The sequence below is a fragment of the Metallumcola ferriviriculae genome (genome assembly GCF_035573695.1).
Lineage (GTDB): Bacteria > Bacillota > JADQBR01 > JADQBR01 > JADQBR01 > Metallumcola > Metallumcola ferriviriculae.
Window position 1 is genome coordinate 349,801 of the sequence record NZ_CP121694.1, and the last position, 17,461, is coordinate 367,261.

Here is a 17,461-nt window from a genome sequence, read left to right on the forward strand (position 1 = left end):
ATTTCACCTGAAAATCAGGACCGTATCATGTTTCATAGACTTTCCAAGCTGCGTTCTGGGATCTTTAGTATTTTTCACGATTACTCAGTTTGCCTTAGAACTACAGTAAAAGAGTAAAGGTAAAAATGGATACATAGCAGGTGAAAATGACTCAATTAAAGAATAGCAAGATATAAAGACGAACATAGTAGTATAAAGCCGCACGGAATTTCTGTAGGCTCGTCTTAAATCTTCGGGAGGGATAAAGCAGAGTGTTCAGAGCAGCCGTAATATACTGGAGTAATACCGGTAATACACAAAAAGTAGCTCAAAAGGTAGCAGAAGGGCTAAAAGAAGGTGATGCGTCAGTCGATATTATAGATGTTAAAAAGACGGTAGATATTGACTTTTTTGACTACGACCTTATCTGTATCGGGACTCCGTCTTATCATTGGCACCCGCCAAAGCCTATGAACGATTTTTTAAAAACCGCATTTAAGAAGTATCAGAAGGAAGGCAAAGTAAAACTTGGGTCACCAAAGATTGGTGGAAAAAATGCTCTGATTTTCTGTACCTATTCTGGGCCACATACGGGGAAAAATGAGGCAGAGCCAGTGGGCAAGTATGTCGGTCAGTTTTTGGAACATATAGGTTTTAATTTGCTGGATGAATGGTATATCTTAAGTGAATTCCACGGGTCCGAAGAAAATAGCACTAAAGGGCGAATGGGTGATATTAGGGGACTTCCTGATGAAAAAAAATTAAATGAAATTAGGGTAAAAGCGTTAGAGTTGGTTAAGACACTTGGCTAACTTCCTACGTAGTTTTAACGGCACTCTCTATTCAGGGGGTGTTTTTTTAATACAATCAGAGTAATTACTTATCCAAAAAAAGACTCATGTTTTGTCAAAAAATAGTGAAAGATAGAAAAGTATAAAGAATGTGAAAGAAGATGATGCAGATGCAAAGTCCCATTGGCAATATCATCAAAAGATATTCGAGAGAAAAAGAAAATGAAAATTTAAGTTGCGACTAGGTATGCAAATCAGGTTACTGTAGTACATCAGTTTGACCATTTTCAGGCCAGTGAGGGCGCACAGCAGGAAGCCCTAAACAATGAAAAGATAAGGTAATATGGGACTCCGAGGTTAGAGAAATGCACGGGGAAGATCACTTGACGAGTGTAACTATTGAAAATGTTAAGACGAGTAAAACATCTAAGATTGGAGCTGATGGAGTCTTCGTATATATCGGCACTGCGCGAAATTATAAACAAATTCGAAGGTAAAGTGGAAATGAACCAATGGCATTATATCAAGACAGATAAACTAATGGCAACTAATGTACCGGGTGTCTTTGCCGCCGGTGACATTAGAGATAAAGTATATCGGCAGGCAGTTCTGGCTGCTGCTGATGGGGCAATCGCAGGCATTGAGGCGGAAAAATATTTAGTCAAACAGTCTGCTAAAGGCTAGTTGAATATCTAGCCCAGAATATTATTTCATGAAAGTTAGAAAGCCCTTGGCTGCGGGACAGTATATATTCCGCGACAGCTACAGCTTGTCGGTGCGTTGGGGGCTGCATTAGCGAAGCGACAAGTCGAAATAGGCAAGGAGGTAATTCCAAGGCTAAGGCCTTTGGTCCATGGGCAGCGACATAATCTACTTAAACAATAGCAAGATACCCTAAGCAAACAATTACAGATGGCACGCAACAAAATGGCCGCCCTCAACTTGACGCAGCAAAGGTTCTTCCTCCTTACATCGATTTGATGCATATAAGCAGCGGGTATGAAACGGGCATCCTAAAGGAGGGTTGATGGGATTTGGGATATCCCCCTGTAACAATATTCTAGTCCTTTCAATTTCGGGGTTTGGAATGGGAATTGCACTTAATAAGGCTTGTGTATATGGATGACGCGGCTGTCTGAAAAGTGTTTCCTTTGGGGCGAGTTCCAATATTTTTCCTAAATACATTACCCCGACTCTATTGCTGATGTGTTTAATTACACTCATATCATGGGTAATAAATAGGTAAGTAAGGTTAAACTCTTCCTGCAAGTCACGCAGTAAGTTGATTATCTGGGACCTTATCGAGACATCCAATGCTGATACCGGCTCGTCAGCAATAATTAATTTGGGTCTTAAAGCCAGTGCTCGGGCTATTCCTACTCGCTGTCGCTGCCCGCCGCTCAGTTCATGGGGGAAATGATAATAATGGTTCTGCTGCAGACCCACCGCATCCAATAATTCTTTAACGTTTTGCTTTCTTTCCTTTTTATTACCGACACCGTGGATTTCCAACGGTTCGCCAATCAACTCACCAATAGTTAGGCGAGGGTTAAGCGAGGCCATCGGGTCTTGAAAGATTATTTGCATCTCGCGCCTCAAATAGCGTAGCCTACGTTCTTTAAAGGCGGTGATATCGTTACCTTGGAAATATATGTTTCCGGAAGAGGGTTTTAACAAGCGTAGTATTAATCTAGCCACGGTGGTCTTGCCGCAGCCGCTTTCCCCAACTAGCCCAAAGGTCTCCCCGGCTTCAATTGAGAAGGAAACCTTGTCTACTGCATGCACCTGTCCCCTAACGCCTGAAAAAATCCCTTTACTAATAGGGAAGTATTTGCACAAGTCTTGAACATCTATCAGCGATTTGGCTCCTGTGGAGCTAGCTATTGTAATTGGCATTAGCCATGCCCCCCCTTATTTAATAGTATGCCAGCAGCGTACCCAACGCCCCGATTCCTTGCAAATCAAAGGGGGCTGTTCAATGCTGCAGTTGGATATTCTTGCTTCACATCGCGGGTGGAAACGGCACCCTTGCGGGAAAGAAGATGGGTTAGGACTATGCCCGGGAATGATATTAAGCCGCACTTTGTTTTCATCCAGCCGAGGAATTGCTAATAGCAGTCCCTGGGTATAAGGGTGCCCCGGGTCCCTAAAAAGGTCTTTTACCGGCGCTACCTCCACAACCTGGCCGGCATACATTACCACTACACGATGGGCAGTTTCTGCCACCACCCCTAAATCATGCGTAATCAATATTACCGAACTTCCTAATTCACTACTGCTTTTAACTATCAGGTCCAAAATTTGTGCTTGGATGGTGACGTCAAGTGCTGTAGTAGGTTCGTCAGCTATTAATAGTTTCGGGTTACAAGAAAGTGCCATCGCTATCATTACCCGCTGTCTCATGCCGCCGGAAAGTTGAAACGGGTATTCGCCTATTCTTTTTTCCGGGGAAGGAATGCCAACCAAACGCAACATTTCTACGGCCTTAGCTAAACCATCCTTTTTAGACAACCCCTGGTGCATCCTGATGCTTTCGTTGATTTGAAAGCCGATAGTATAGGCAGGGTTTAAAGAGGTCATCGGTTCCTGGAATACCATAGATATTTCTTTTCCTCGCATAAGGCGCATTTCTCCGGGACGCTTGGATAACAAATCTGAGCCTTCAAAAACTATTTCACCTTGAATTTTTCCAGGGGGACAGGGCACAAGCTGCATGATAGACCGGGCAGTGACGCTTTTACCGCTGCCTGATTCCCCGACTATGCCCAGGATTTCCCCACGGCGAACATGAAAGTTCACTCCGTCCACGGCTTTAACCAAGCCGTCTTCAGTGTTGAAATAAGTGCGCAAATCCCTGACAGATAATAAAACATCTTCACGATTAACCTTATCTTGCTGGGCAGCCATATAAATTCCTCGCTTTTTAACGCAGTGATTTTCCTCTTTGCAAAGGGTCCAATTCCGTTCTCATCCAGCCGGATATAATGTTGAGAGATAAGACTGAAAGGGCGATTAATACACCGGGGAAAACAACTAACCACCAACCGCCTGCGGTGATGTATTTTCTACCTTCACCAATAATTAAGCCCCACGAGGCCTTTGGCGGTTGGATCCCGTAGCCTAAAAAGCTCATTGTTGCTTCAGCCAGGATGATTCTCGCGACTTCCAGCACATAAAGTGTCAGCAAAGGGGAAAAAATGTTTGGAAAAATGTGCCGATACATTATCTTTCCGGGGGGTGTGCCAATTGCTTTAGCTGCTTCCACAAGGGGCCCGTCCCGGAGGGAAAGTACCAGGCCCCGGGCCATACGTGCATAGACCATCCAGCCGTTAAATGCCAGAGCCAAGACCAAATTGAATTCCCCGGGGCCCAGCACCATAACAAACACCAGCGCAATCAGCATTCCTGGAAAACAAAACTGGATATCGACAAGCCGCATAATCAAGCCATCTATTCTACCGCCAAAATAACCGGCCGTAAGCCCTAATATAGTTCCAACAGTACCAGATACCAACATAACTAAGAAACCAACTCTTAAGGAAACCCGTCCTCCCCACATTAGCCGGCTCAATACATCTCTTCCTTGTTGGTCAGTTCCCAAAAGGTGTTGAGAGGAACCTCCTTCTAGCCAAACAGGGGGGGTGAGCCTCTCCCAAATAGTTCCCTGGCCCGGGTCGAATGGTGAGAAAATTGGTGCCATGACGCTCGTCAAAATTACTACTGTAATAAATGCCAGCGCAGTAAGCACTAGTTTATCCTTAAGTAATTTTTTTCCCATGGACTTTGCCATATAGAAACGGGGGCGAGAGGTTCTAATTTCACCGTTTGTATCAGCTGCTACCGAGTTACTGTCCATGGTGTTACCTCCCTTTAATCATATTTAATGCGCGGGTCAAAGAAGGGATAGGTCAGGTCAATCACCAAATTAAGTAAACTAATAATTGAGGCGATAACAAAAGTTAGGGCTTGTAACAATGGAAAGTCCTGCTGGTTGATACTTTCAACCACCAACTGGCCCAAACCCGGCCACCCAAAAACAACTTCAATCACTACAGTATAACCGGCCATCATCCGACCCAATTCCCAACCGGAGATTGTTACAATCGTGACGCCGGCATTTTTTAACGCATGGCGTACCACTACCACCCATTCCGCCAATCCTTTTGACCGGGCAGTAACTATATATTGTTGCTGCAGTTGGTCTAGCATAGCCGACCTTACCATTTGGGTAATCCTTCCCAGAGGAAGTACCGAAAGAGTAACTGCGGGTAATACCAGGTGCCTCCACGTACCATAACCCGAAGTATAGAACCACCCAAGCTTTACTGCAAAAACTATTATCAGCATCAGACCCAGCCAAAAGTTTGGCAAGCATACACCCAGTAGTGACCCGGTAGAGCATATTTTGTCTAATAGAGATTTTGGTTTAATTGCCGCCAGTACTCCCAATGGGACAGCCAAAGTAAAAGCAAGTAAAAAAGAAGTCACCAACAGTAGAAAAGTGGCCGGCAAACGCTCCAAAGCCACTGTTAAAGCCGGTTGGCGCTGCCACCAGGACAGACCGAAATCACCTTGTGCTACACCGGAGAAATAGGCCCACAGCTGTATCAAAAAGGGTTTATCTAGACCTAACTGATGGGTCAATTTTACTCGTTCCGCTATGCTGGCTTCTATTGGAAGCATCACATCCACCGGATTACCTATTGTCCGAGTTAAGACAAACACCAGCAGCGATACCCCGCAAACAACTATGATAGCGTTAATCAGCCTAATAAAAATGTATTTATACACAAATTCTCCCCCCCTGGGGGCCAGCAGGTATAGAAACTGGGCAAGGAGTGGGTCAATCTGCCTCAAGGGTTTCACGACTTGTTCCCTGCCCTGCTGGATTATTTTAACTTCATTTCATATACCGCAAGCCTCATATCCTGTCTGGGCTCATACTCTACGTAATCATGCATACCATAAATATCTTGAATGTTGATCAGAGAGATCCAGGCGGGGTCGTCATAAATTGCCTGACCTATTTCCCGGTAAAGCTGACTTCGTTTCTCTAAATCCATTTCTTTTCGTGCTGACTCGATTTTTGCATCCAATGTGTCGGGGTAGGATGATCCTGGGCCCTTGGTATATACATATGTGCCGAATGTTCTGTCCGCATCGAAGATATCGTTACTGTGGAAGGTAAAAATCATGTCCGGAGAGCGCTCGCGGTCAAATAACACCCTTAACCATTGTTGAAAACTAAGCATCTTTACTTCAACATTAAATCCTACCGCCCTAAGCATCTGGGCAATAGCTTCAATTTGTTCACCATCTTTTAACCAGCGGCCGCGTTCGCCAACAAACTCTAATTTCTCCCCATTGTAACCCGCTTCAGCCATTAATTCTTTAGCTTTTTCAGGGTCATACGGATAAGGTGCTAAATCTGGGTTATAACCAATATAGCCGGGCTTAAAGACTTGCCCCTGGGCTACAGTGGCATAACCTTGATAAAGGGCCTCGGCCAGAGCTCTTTTATCCACTGCGTAGCTTGCTGCCTGACGGAGGCGGACATCTTTCATTACGCCTTTAATGGCGTTAAGCCGTAAGAGGCTGAACTCCAGACCATCCACTGTTTTTACTTTAGGAAGGTCGGATACATATTCCGGAAGCATATTTGTTGCTACATCAATTTCGCCCGCCTTCAAGGCCTGCGCTCTGGTGGCATCTTCTTCAATAAAACGATAGATGGCTGTTTTTACTGCCGGCTGAGGGCCCCAGTAATTCTCATTGGCCTCAATAGTTATGGATTGGCCACGCTTCCATTCCGTAAGTTTATAGGGTCCGGTACCGATTAATTGTAGGGGCACTTGGTCCGGGTTTGCCTCTACCCATTCCTTATTCATAATTTTAAGCAATGTTAATCTTACCTTGAAATTAGGGTCGGCTCCTTTGGTTGTGATTTGCACCTCTTCATCTGAAATCTTTTCTATTGCGTCAAAGCTTTCCCAATATCCCCTAATGTCGGAATTCAGCTCATCACTGATCTGACGCCGAACACTGAATACCACATCATCGGCGTTGAAGGGGCTGCCATTATGAAATTTTACGCCCTGACGCAGCTTTATTCGCCATGTTGTCTCATTGGTGGGGGTGACTTCCGTAGCCAATGCTGGAATGGGTTTTAATGACTGTCCATCCATAGCAAGCAAACCCTCCGCTACATTCTCCGTCACCGCACGCATATTACCATCATCCGGGTATTGGACATCCATAGTGCTGGGCTCACTGGGGATTGCTATCCTAACGGTATCCCTCGTTTTTTGCTGGGGTGTTTCCTGCTGTTCCTGTACCTTCGAATTTTTGTCCACTTGTTTATCGCTGACGCTGCCTCCGCAGCCAGAAAGTATCAAACCAACACTCAAAACAAACATCAAAAACAAAGTGACCACAGTAAATTTACGCACTGATTTCCCTCCCTTTACCTATTTGTTTTTTTATTATAAAAATTGAGGACAAGCCGCATTTACCACCTCCCAATTGTTTATTGAAGCTGCATTAAGGGGACATGTTTGTTTGAGGTAAGAAAAACTACCCATATTTTAATTTATTCACAGTTTCGGGTTTAGGTCATAATTATGCGTTATAACAGAAACTTAGTATGTTTTAACATTAATCGTGAACTCTACTATTAAGGTTTGTGTTGCTAGTCATGGTAAGGGTTCAGTGGAAGTAATCCGTAGTCAGCAAAACTTGAGCTAATAAAGTTTATTCAACAAATATCCATCCTAGTAAAAAGAAATACCCGCCAACAGAGGCGAGTGCAATATATTGTGATTTTTTATACGGGACATAGAATTTGTCCATCCTTGGAAAGCTAAGAGTATCAACTTTTGAGGGGCATGCGCTAATGCGATTAACCAGGACAGATAAGCCAGAGAAGCGTTTAATTTATGGGATATATTAAAGTCAAAATATTTAATCGTTGAGCAAATCGGTATATGGGAGCAATACACTCATGATGCTGATTTAAAAGCCCTAAACCAACTTATTGTTAAAAGCTTCAAAACCAACATTAAGATTTTAGAAGCGGCCATGAGCGACTATGTGATAAAATCCCGTGACCGGAACAAGGAAATTACTAAATTTATTGCTAATAACAAAATAGTAACTGATGAATTCATATCAGCAAACGTCTTCGTATACTTACAAGAACATATTGAGAATTTACTTAAATCTTTTCGGACCGCTGTTACCAATGAACAGGTTCGAGACACTATCAAAAAAATGACCATCAAAACAATTAAGCAAGAAGAGAAATACTTGAAATATTTAAAGCTAAAAGGATGGATTGAAGTGGCGCCGCTAAACCGACCGCTTTTAACCTCTTAGAACCTCAAAAGTGCGGTCATGAAGCCTGCTTTAAAACCTGTCGTATTTATATGATCTTATGTTGGTGTATTTCAGTAATTTTAATTTAAAACATAAAAACGGTTAGAAAGGGAAAAAATTAGCAAAAAAGGAGGTGAACAGATGTCAAGAAATAACTGGTCAACATTAATAGTAATCGTATTGATGTTGGTATTGGCCGTTGCAGTATCCGCCTGCGCAAATACTAATAACACCAATACCAAGAATGATAGTGAACAGAAGCAAGCTGCGGAGAACGAACAAGCTCAAAAAGAAGGGGATGAAGGGGCTGGGGAAGAGCAACAATCAGAGCCGCCCCGCCGCGGATGTGCTGCCTGCCATGTCAAGACCGCGGATAATGATTACTCCTTAACCGCAGAGGCAAAATCTCGGGCGGAAGGGCATCCTACCAAGGCACCTGATGGAACAACTATGGATGAAAACACAACAGTGGAAACTTGTCTAGAGTGCCATGCTCCCGGGAACAACGGACGGGGTAAATCTGCGCCGCTAGCATTGAGAACAATTGTTCATCCGGCGCACTTGTATAGTGAGCACTTTGTGGCGAACTATTCGGGCAATTGTTTTACCTGCCACGAAGTGGATAACCAAGGTGTCTTTAACCTATTAAGCCAGAAGGTTGAGACTAACGAGAAGGGAGTGCCCAAGACTGTTCCAATTCCAGGTATGATAGCACCAAGTGAAAGGATAGGAACAGCAGGAACACCCGGATCAACTGGAGCACCTAATACATCAAATACAGCGGGAACATCTGGTACATCAGGAGGTTAAAAAAAGACTTCCGCCTTAATGGGCGGAAGTCTTTTAATGTTTGCGAGGCATGTTGCCGAGCCAATGGTTTGAAAGAAAACCTGTCACCTAGCTAAAGGGAAGACAAGCTGTAAGCAAGGGCGTTTTCGGCGACGAAAGGGTCTGAAGGAAGCTGATGGCGGTGGTTGGAACGGAACGTCAGTGAACCAACGTTGGCATATGTAGCGGATAACCCTCCATTAAGTGGGAACGTCCCAAAAATTAGCTTAGCTACATGTGTTATGATGGTCGTTTTAACGACAGGCAGAGCAACTTAACCTTGGAAGTACTGTACTCGTAGCTGTAGGCTTTACTTCAAGCGAAAGCAAGAAGTGAAATTAGGGTGCAGTATGCAGATGAAGCCGTAGTAGTGATTAAACTTAAGCCAATGAAAGCGAGTAATCGCAAGGAGGAGAAAACTTAAGTGACACATCACAAAGTTGATGTGACTGTTTTAGGTCAAAAGCCTATGACAGATGCGAAGGGCAGAAGAGATTTCAAAGTGTATCCGAAAGGTCTTTTGTAAGAGTGAAGGAGTTAAAAGAAAGCTGAAACGCTAGAAGGTACGAATAGTTGGCATAAGAAAACTTGCGAACTACCTCGACCACACGGATATGAATAATTAGGGGAACGAAGATAAGATTGCCATAGAGCTAGAGACGTCAAGTAACCCTAATGAAGAACATATAGCTCAAACAAAAGATGCTGAAAGATACAGCAACAATGGAGGAAAGTCATGAAGAAATGGTACAGCCTTATCGATAAAATATATCGAAAAGAAAATTTAGAACTAGCCTTTAAGCACGTAAAGAGAAACAAAGGAGCCCCTGGGATAGATGGGGAAACCGTTTCTGATTTTGCGGCTAAACTAGAGCTAAATATTGAGTTTCTTCATGAAAGACTGAAAACCAAAAGCTTCGAACCCAGTCCAGTTAGGAGAGTAGAAATCGAGAAGCCAGAAGGTGGCGTAAGATTACTAGGCATTCCTACCGTAAAGGACAGGGTGGTGCAGCAGGCCATTGTAAATATTATAGAGCCAATCTTTGATAAAACATTTCATCCATCAAGCTATGGATATCGACCTAATCATTCACAACACCAAGCAGTAGCCAAAGCAGAACGCTTTATGAATAAGTATGGTTTAGAGCATGTGGTAGATATGGACCTAAGTAAATGTTTTGATACCCTTGACCATGAAATCATGATAAAAGCAGTATCAGAACAAATAAGTGACGGGCAAGTATTAGACCTGATTAGAAACTTTCTAAAATCAGGCGTAATGCACAGTGATAACTTCTCAAAGACAGAAGTCGGAAGCCCGCAAGGCGGCGTCTGTTCACCATTACTTAGTAATATCTACCTCAATCAGTTTGACCAAAAGATGATGAAAAAGGGCATAAGGATAGTACGTTACGCTGACGATATTCTTATCTTTGCAAAAGATAAGAAAACAGCAGGTGACTATAGAGCCTATGCCACAAAAGTCTTAGAAGAAGAACTGAAGCTAAAGATAAACAAAGAGAAAACCAAACTTACAAGCGTGCATGAAGGTGTTGAATTTTTAGGATTTGTAATTCGGAGGAAAACACTTGGAGTCAATCCGAAAAGGATAAAACGCTTCAAAGATAAAGTGAGAAGAATTACAAGGAGAAATTCAGGGAGAAAGCTTGAAAACATAATCAAAGAGCTAAATCCAGTGTTAAGAGGATGGATGAATTACTATCGAGTAGCGAACATTAAGGAATTTACACGAAACTTTATGGGTTGGCTACGCAGAAGATTAAGAATGGTGAAAATGAAGCAATGGAAAACCTGCAAGGCAATGGATAAAGAGATGAGAAAGCTAGGTATCAAAGGAAATGGATTAAAAATGGCTGTGACAAAATGGAAAAATTCTAATGTTCACATCATACATCAGATACTGCCAAATCAATACTTTGAGAATCTAGGTCTTATCGATATGCACCAATACGAAGTTGGGTTGTTGTCGAATCATTATTAATTCGGTGAGAAATTTCAGGAGCCGGATACGGCAAACGTAAGTCCGGTTCTGTGAGAGCAAAGAAAACAGGACTAATTATCCTGTTTTCTAGCTACTCGATTAGCAAGTTTCAATAGTTATAGAAGTGGCTCACGGCTTCTATCTTTCATCCAAATTAGGGCGCCCAAACTAACTGCTGCCCACAGAAGCATGTAAAGCGCGGGAATAAAATTGACACCTGTTTTTGAAATCAGCCAAGTGAGGACCATTGGCGTGGAGCCGCCCACTATACCCATCCCGATGTTAAATGAAACAGAATAGCCGGATAGGCGGTCACGGGTAGGGAATAATTCCACAAACATGGCAGGGGCGACTCCTCCAGGGACAGCCACTGCAACAGCGAAAAATAGCTGGCCGACCACTGCCGCTTCAATGCTGCCTGATTGCATCCACAAAGTTAAAGGAATCGCAGATGCAGCTATTACTAGCATACTTAATGAAATAAAGTGGGTACGCCTTATGTAACGGTCTGAGAGCCAACCCATAACTGGAATAAGCAGCATTACAATAACCATGGCCACGGTGTTTATCTGCATGGCTCTTTTCAGCATAACGCCGGTATATTCACTCAACCAGGTAGGCAGGTAAACCAAAGAGATATAAAATATGGCGCCATATCCTGAAGCAAAAACCATACCTTGTAATGTTTCCTTAAGATTACTGGAAAAAGCTTCTTTAATAGGTGAAGATTGCTCGCGTCTTTTAGTATGTTCCACAAAATGTTCCGATTTGGGCAGGTGTCTTCGCAGCAGAATTGCGGTACTGCCTAATACTCCGCCTAGTAGAAATGGTAACCGCCATCCCCAGGCCATAACATTATCATGACTAAGCAAACTGGTCACAGCCGCTGCCATTAATGAGCCAAGCAACATGCCTGCACCACTGCCCGCATTGGCCCAACTTCCCGATAAGCCCCTTCTCGAAGCAGGTGAAGTTTCAACCAGGTAAGTTACGGAACTGGAGAATTCACCCCCAACAGACAGCCCTTGGGTCAAGCGAATAATAACCAAAAGTGCTGGTGCCAGCAGCCCCGCGGTGTTATAAGTTGGCAGTAATCCCAGCAAAAAAGTGGGAATCATCATCATTGCAACTGATATAAGCATGGTGCGACTGCGCCCGATTGTATCACCCAGCCAGCCAAATACCCCGGACCCAAGGGGGCGCATTACAAAGCCGGCGGCAAAAATACCATAAGTAGCAATTAATGAGGCAACCTGAGATTCATTTGGAAAAAATAGCTGAGATATAATTGGTGCCATGTATCCGTACAACGCGAAATCGTACCATTCGATAACATTGCCGATAATGCCCGCAATAATTGCAATCTTCCGTTTGTCGTGGGGCAAATGAAAAATCAAGCTAACTACCTCCCCTAAAGTTGTTATTTACTTTAATCCCTACCGTTAAACGCTAGTGTAAATAAATAAAACCACTTTTCAGTGATGAGTTTTTTATGATGACGGATAAGGAGTACTATAAATAATAGTCTATCATAGGAAACAGATGATTTCCAGGTGTCTCAAGGGTTGACAGCAGCTGCAGATGCTTCTTGCGAGAAGAGAGCGAGGCTCAGGGAAGGGAAAAGGCTAATGAAGATAAGATTACATGATACTGCTGATTAGTATAGCATAGGCAGAAAAAAGGTATTTTCTGCCTATGCTATTTATCAGGATATTAGTTTTCTGAGGATTTGCTAGTAGGTATTTCTAGTTCTGGTGCATCCAGGGCTTCCTGGGGCACTTCAATGGAAAAGTCTTCATTAAAACTAACTTCTGTAATCGTGGCCACCATTTCCATGGATTGAATGGGTATAGGCTCGCCATTAAATTCCTCTGCATAGTTCATGAAGGAAGCATAATCAGATCCGTAGGTCAGAAGGTCTTCTACCCCAATATATTCAATACCCCAATAGGACATTGACTTGAGCATAGATGCACTCTTGCTCAGACCTGGGTTATTCATGTCGCCAAACTGACCGCTGGCCGCTTCCATGAATTTATTAAAGTCATCTATCCGCCCATAAAATGCAATTTCGTAGACCTCTGTTCCATTGAGGTCTTTGGTGCCCAGTAGTTGGTAATGCATGTACTCCTGTAGCTCCGGCGGTACTGCTTCCAGTTGCTGCGTTTGCTTTTCTAACAATTTATCCAAGTTAGGCATCAGGTCATCGGGGAACCGGTACCAGACCGTTTCGCCGGTTTCGGGGTTGCTGGTCTGTTGGTAAAACTTGCCGTTAACCAGGTAAAGCTCCGTATTGATTTCCTGCTGGCCTTGCTCGGGCACTTGTACGGTTAAAGTCGCAGTTTGATGGAGACGTGCAGGAAACTCCATTTCTTGAACCATGGAGATAGAGCTTCCAGTAAGGCTCTTTGCATCAGGTGCATCAGCCCGGGCAATTACTGTGAAACTGCCTTCCATCTGCATGCGCAATGTTTTTAACTCACTTTCATTTTTCTGTGCTTTGTTTACAATTTCTGTTGCTTTAGGGTCTATGGAGAATACTGTGTTCAAGAAAGCCGAGCCTTGTTCGTTTGTTAAAAAGGATTTCGGGTCAGCCTCGGTAGATACAAGCCCCTGCCTTTCAAACCAAGAATATAGGGCATAACCCCAATGTTCTTCCCCTAAGGGGACTTCAATACCAACGATGGGGCTAATGCCATCCTGAAGTCCAAGTGTCCTTGCACTGAGTGTAACTGCTTCAACAAGGGTTGTCGCTTCTTCCAGCCCCATTTCCCCGTTGGGGTAGCCCTTTAGAATGCCTTTGTTTATCAACAAGTCAACCGGTGCTGCATCACCAGTAATATTGGCAGCCTCCACCAGCATGGCAGCAAATTCCCCCCGAGTTAACAACCCATCATCTTTTTCTGCAGCCATTGCAGCCACCGGCAAAGTCAAAATCAGTAACATTACCAATAAAACAGAAAAATTTTTAACCATGTTTTTATTCCTCCCCAGCAATTTCGTTATACGCCTGTAGCCTTTGTTTGCCCCTCCCTTAAATTAGCGATTGTACTTGTTGATGTAAATCTTTGTCGTGGTATTATATTCTTCGGAAAATGGTTAATGCCTTTTACCAAAACCAATAAATGGAAAAAATATAAAAATACTCCTTCTCGTTTATCCGGCGATTAGTAAGAGAAGGCGATGTATTGAAGGTGGACATGATTCAAGGGTGGGTGACAAATCAGAGCAGCAGGGCGATATTACAAGGAGAGTAATTTATCGAAGTAAGCTTTGGAAGTATTTGCAGCGGGAGGAATAAAGCCTTTATTTTGGAAAGCGTAGAGCTGGGAGATGATAAGAATTTAATAAAGACCGCGGCTAAGTAAGCAACACGGTCTTTATTTGGATAGTTGCTTTATGGTGCAGTCATTCACATCCTAGATTGCAAGGTAAAAAAGGATACCAAAGTAATGAGCGGCACTGCCACCAAGTACGAAAAGGTGCCAAATGCCGTGGTTAAATGGTATCTTTTTGCAGGCATAAAACACAACACCTAAGGTATAAATCAAACCACCTATCACTAACCAGACCAACAGCCCATGGGGAGCTTGGGCCAGCATCGGTTTTATGGCAACTACTAGTAACCAACCCATAATAAGGTATAGTGCTAAAGATGCATGCTTAATTCTATCCATACGAACAACCTTAAGAACAATACCCGTTATTGCCAGGCCCCAGACAAGGCCAAAGAGAGTCCAGCCCCAAATGCCTTTAATTGCTAAGATTGTTATGGGGGTATAACTGCCGGCAATCAATAAAAAAATGGAGGCATGGTCAAACACTCTAAAAACCTGTTTTATTTTTTCATGGAAAATACTATGGTACAATGTTGAGGACAGATAAAGAAAAAACAAAGTGAAGCCGTAAATACTAAAGCTTACTATACGCCAGACATCTCCTTGAATGCTAGCATAGGCAACTAGGATGACCAGAGCGGCAATGCTGAGCAATGCGCCGATTCCATGGCTGATACTGTTAAAGAGTTCTTCTTTGAGGGAATACCTTTTCGGCAGCTTCCCGCCGGTTTTAGAATTTAGTGTGTCAGAAGCCATATTGTTCACCCCTAATTAATTTAGTATAGTTGTATTTTTTGGCAATAACCAGTTAATATGTATCTGCAATGGAATTATTTAAGCTCTCTCTAGGATGATATTATACAAGTTCAGTATTTCAGTTTTTATCATTCAAGTCAATGCTATTAAGCTAAAATAGTAGGTAAATCCTTTTTAGAGGTAACTTGCCAGTCATAAAAAAATGTGCTCTAATGGATACTAAAATAGAACCTAATAAAAAATTATGGGGATGGGGGATTTTATGTATTGTGAATTTATTGCTACTGCTACATTCGGTCTTGAAAGCGTAGTAAAGAGAGAGTTGGAGCATCTGGGATACGATCGACATGAAGTAGAAAACGGCAAAGTGACTTTTAAAGCAGATGAAAAGGCTATTCCTCATTGCAATTTGTGGCTGCGCTCTGCGGACAGGTTACTTTTGAAAATGGGCCAATTTAGGGCGGTTTCCTTTGAAGATCTTTTTGAAAAGACCAAAGCCTTGCCTTGGGATCAATGGATTACCAAGGACGGCAAATTTACCGTCAACGGCAAATCAATTAAGTCTCGATTGTACAGCGTTCCCGATTGCCAAGCAATAGTTAAAAAGGCAGTGGTTGAAAAACTTAAAGAAAAATATCATACCGATTGGTTTCAAGAGACAGGGCCGGAATATAACATTGAAGTTGCCCTCTTAAAAGATGAAGCTACGCTAACTATTGACACCAGCGGTCCGGGACTACATAAACGAGGTTATCGGTTGGAAGCAGTTGAGGCCCCTTTAAAAGAGACTTTGGCTGCTGCATTGGTAAGCCTAAGTTTTTGGAACAAAGGTAGAGTGCTACATGATCCGTTTTGCGGTTCGGGCACTATTGCAATTGAAGCTGCTTTGATAGGTAAAAACATTGCCCCGGGCTTAAACAGAAGCTTTGCTTCAGAGGGGTGGCCCCAATTAAGGAAACTTTGGAAGCCAGCAAAAGTTGAAGCATTTAAAGCTATCGATCACGATGCTGAGCTAGACATCCTCGCATCAGACATTGATGCGAGGGCCATAGAACTCGCTCAGGAAAATGCAATTGAAGCTGGGGTGGCTGATTGTATAACCTTTAGCTGTGCCCCGGTATCTCAAGTGAAGATTAAGGATAAATACGGAGTGATGATTACCAATCCCCCTTATGGGGAAAGAATTGGTAATAAATCTGAATTAGCAGACGTGTACCTAACCTTAAAAAACTTATTTAAAAATCAAGAAACCTGGTCATTGTATGTCATTACTGCCGATGAGCGCTTTGAACAGATTTACGGTAAGGCGGATAGGCGGCGAAAGCTATTTAACGGGCGCATCAAAGTAGATTATTATCAGTATTATGGTGAGCGGCCGCCAAAAAAAACGGTATAAAAAAGGACCTGCTTTAAGTAGCGGGTCCTTTAGCTCGTGCAGGGGGTTGTTAGGATTTGCTTCAGTCTGTGAATGCAGGAATATGATGGCAGGGGCAGAAATTAGGTATTTGAGAGCTAGAAAACTTAAAGGGACTGATTAAAGTGTTAGATTACCATGTACATACGAATTTTTCATCGGACGCAAAAATGTCTATGAAAGAAGCCTGTCAAGCAGGTCTAAACAAAGGCGTAACAGAGATTGCCTTTACTGAGCACTTGGATGTTATTTATCCTGACAGTAACCTTGACTGGGACTTTGATATTCAAAAGTATAGCCAGACGATACAGCATATGAGCCAAGCTTATCCTGCCTTAAAGATAGTTAAAGGGGTTGAAGTAGGGCTGCATCCTTCCGGCTTGGAAAAGAGTAAGGACTTTACTGACCGGGGCGAATTTGATTTTATTATTGGGTCGATCCATGTGGTAGGAGATAAAGATATGCATGAAGGGGAGTTTTTCCGGAATAAGTCAGTCAATGAAGCATTGGAAGAATATTTTCTCACAGTCAACAGCTTAGTTAAAGCCTACCCCTATTTTAATGTCCTCGGCCATTTGGATTTGGTTAAAAGATATCTAAAGTTTCTTGACTGTAAATGTGGGGATATAAATTGGCACAATTATTATGACATCGTAGAAGATACATTAAAGGAGCTTATTTATTCCGGCCGCGGAATAGAGTTAAATATGTCAGGTTACCGATACGGCATCAATACCAGCCACCCTGATTTTAACACTCTGAAATTGTACCGAGAATTGGGTGGCGAAATAATCACTATCGGGTCTGATGCTCATAAACCTATGGATATTGGCTATAAAAACATTCAAGCAGTGGAGCTTTTACAAGGTGCTAAGTTTAAATACCTGGCCGGTTTTTCCAAACAAATCCCCCAATTTTATAAAATAGGCAGCTAACCGCTTGACAGGCGCAGCGAAAAAAGGTAATATTATTTACGTAA

15 protein-coding genes are annotated in these 17,461 nt (G+C 42.9%); 7 read left to right on the forward strand and 8 right to left on the reverse strand.

Annotated elements, in window-relative coordinates:
* The first annotated feature begins 251 nt into the window (after nt 1-251).
* On the forward strand, nt 252-791 hold the full coding sequence (locus MFMK1_RS01860; protein ID WP_366923474.1) for a flavodoxin family protein: 540 nt from the start codon (nt 252-254) through the stop codon (nt 789-791).
* A gap of 384 nt (nt 792-1,175) precedes the next feature.
* The gene (locus MFMK1_RS01865; protein WP_366923475.1) at nt 1,176-1,454 is read left to right on the forward strand and encodes an FAD-dependent oxidoreductase; all 279 of its coding nucleotides are present in this window, start codon (nt 1,176-1,178) and stop codon (nt 1,452-1,454) included.
* Nucleotides 1,455-1,676: 222 nt separating this feature from the next.
* Here the strand turns inward: MFMK1_RS01865 and MFMK1_RS01870 are convergent, their stop codons facing one another.
* From MFMK1_RS01870 to MFMK1_RS01890, 5 genes are all read right to left on the reverse strand, one after another.
* Nucleotides 1,677-2,666: an ABC transporter ATP-binding protein gene (locus MFMK1_RS01870; RefSeq protein ID WP_366923476.1), complete on the reverse strand. Its 990-nt coding sequence runs from the start codon at nt 2,664-2,666 to the stop codon at nt 1,677-1,679.
* Between the two features lie 15 nt (nt 2,667-2,681).
* Nucleotides 2,682-3,677, reverse strand: a complete 996-nt coding sequence (locus MFMK1_RS01875) for an ABC transporter ATP-binding protein (RefSeq protein ID WP_366923477.1) — start codon at nt 3,675-3,677, stop codon at nt 2,682-2,684.
* A gap of 16 nt (nt 3,678-3,693) precedes the next feature.
* Nucleotides 3,694-4,626, reverse strand: coding sequence for an ABC transporter permease (locus MFMK1_RS01880; RefSeq protein ID WP_366923478.1), 933 nt, complete (start codon nt 4,624-4,626; stop codon nt 3,694-3,696).
* A gap of 14 nt (nt 4,627-4,640) precedes the next feature.
* A complete protein-coding gene (locus tag MFMK1_RS01885) occupies nt 4,641-5,561 on the reverse strand; it encodes an ABC transporter permease (RefSeq protein ID WP_366923479.1) in 921 nt (306 codons plus the stop codon).
* A 98-nt stretch (nt 5,562-5,659) separates the two neighbouring features.
* Complete coding sequence (locus MFMK1_RS01890; RefSeq protein WP_366923480.1) at nt 5,660-7,219, reverse strand: ABC transporter substrate-binding protein; 1,560 nt, start codon at nt 7,217-7,219, stop codon at nt 5,660-5,662.
* 640 nt (nt 7,220-7,859) lie between these two features.
* Here MFMK1_RS01890 and MFMK1_RS01895 point away from each other — a divergent pair.
* The 3 genes from MFMK1_RS01895 (at nt 7,860) to ltrA (ending at nt 10,974) form a co-directional block, all read left to right on the forward strand.
* Nucleotides 7,860-8,144: a hypothetical protein gene (locus MFMK1_RS01895; protein WP_366923481.1), complete on the forward strand. Its 285-nt coding sequence runs from the start codon at nt 7,860-7,862 to the stop codon at nt 8,142-8,144.
* Nucleotides 8,145-8,285: 141 nt separating this feature from the next.
* Complete coding sequence (locus tag MFMK1_RS01900; protein WP_366923482.1) at nt 8,286-8,954, forward strand: hypothetical protein; 669 nt, start codon at nt 8,286-8,288, stop codon at nt 8,952-8,954.
* Between the two features lie 754 nt (nt 8,955-9,708).
* Nucleotides 9,709-10,974: a group II intron reverse transcriptase/maturase gene (gene ltrA, locus MFMK1_RS01905; protein ID WP_366922498.1), complete on the forward strand. Its 1,266-nt coding sequence runs from the start codon at nt 9,709-9,711 to the stop codon at nt 10,972-10,974.
* A 116-nt stretch (nt 10,975-11,090) separates the two neighbouring features.
* On the opposite strand, the gene MFMK1_RS01910 is transcribed toward ltrA, so the two are convergent.
* The 3 genes from MFMK1_RS01910 to trhA form a co-directional block, all read right to left on the reverse strand.
* The gene (locus MFMK1_RS01910; protein WP_366923483.1) at nt 11,091-12,371 is read right to left on the reverse strand and encodes an MFS transporter; all 1,281 of its coding nucleotides are present in this window, start codon (nt 12,369-12,371) and stop codon (nt 11,091-11,093) included.
* Nucleotides 12,372-12,687: 316 nt separating this feature from the next.
* Entirely contained in the window at nt 12,688-13,950 is a 1,263-nt protein-coding gene (locus MFMK1_RS01915; RefSeq protein WP_366923484.1) for a DUF6612 family protein, read from the reverse strand.
* Between the two features lie 443 nt (nt 13,951-14,393).
* On the reverse strand, nt 14,394-15,068 hold the full coding sequence (gene trhA, locus MFMK1_RS01920; protein ID WP_366923485.1) for a PAQR family membrane homeostasis protein TrhA: 675 nt from the start codon (nt 15,066-15,068) through the stop codon (nt 14,394-14,396).
* Nucleotides 15,069-15,330: 262 nt separating this feature from the next.
* On the opposite strand from trhA, the gene MFMK1_RS01925 reads away from it, so the two are divergent.
* Together MFMK1_RS01925 and MFMK1_RS01930 are read left to right on the forward strand one after the other, a co-directional pair.
* Complete coding sequence (locus tag MFMK1_RS01925; RefSeq protein WP_366923486.1) at nt 15,331-16,464, forward strand: THUMP domain-containing class I SAM-dependent RNA methyltransferase; 1,134 nt, start codon at nt 15,331-15,333, stop codon at nt 16,462-16,464.
* A 188-nt stretch (nt 16,465-16,652) separates the two neighbouring features.
* The gene (locus MFMK1_RS01930) at nt 16,653-17,417 is read left to right on the forward strand and encodes a histidinol-phosphatase HisJ family protein (protein ID WP_366923487.1); all 765 of its coding nucleotides are present in this window, start codon (nt 16,653-16,655) and stop codon (nt 17,415-17,417) included.
* Nucleotides 17,418-17,461: the final 44 nt, after the last annotated feature.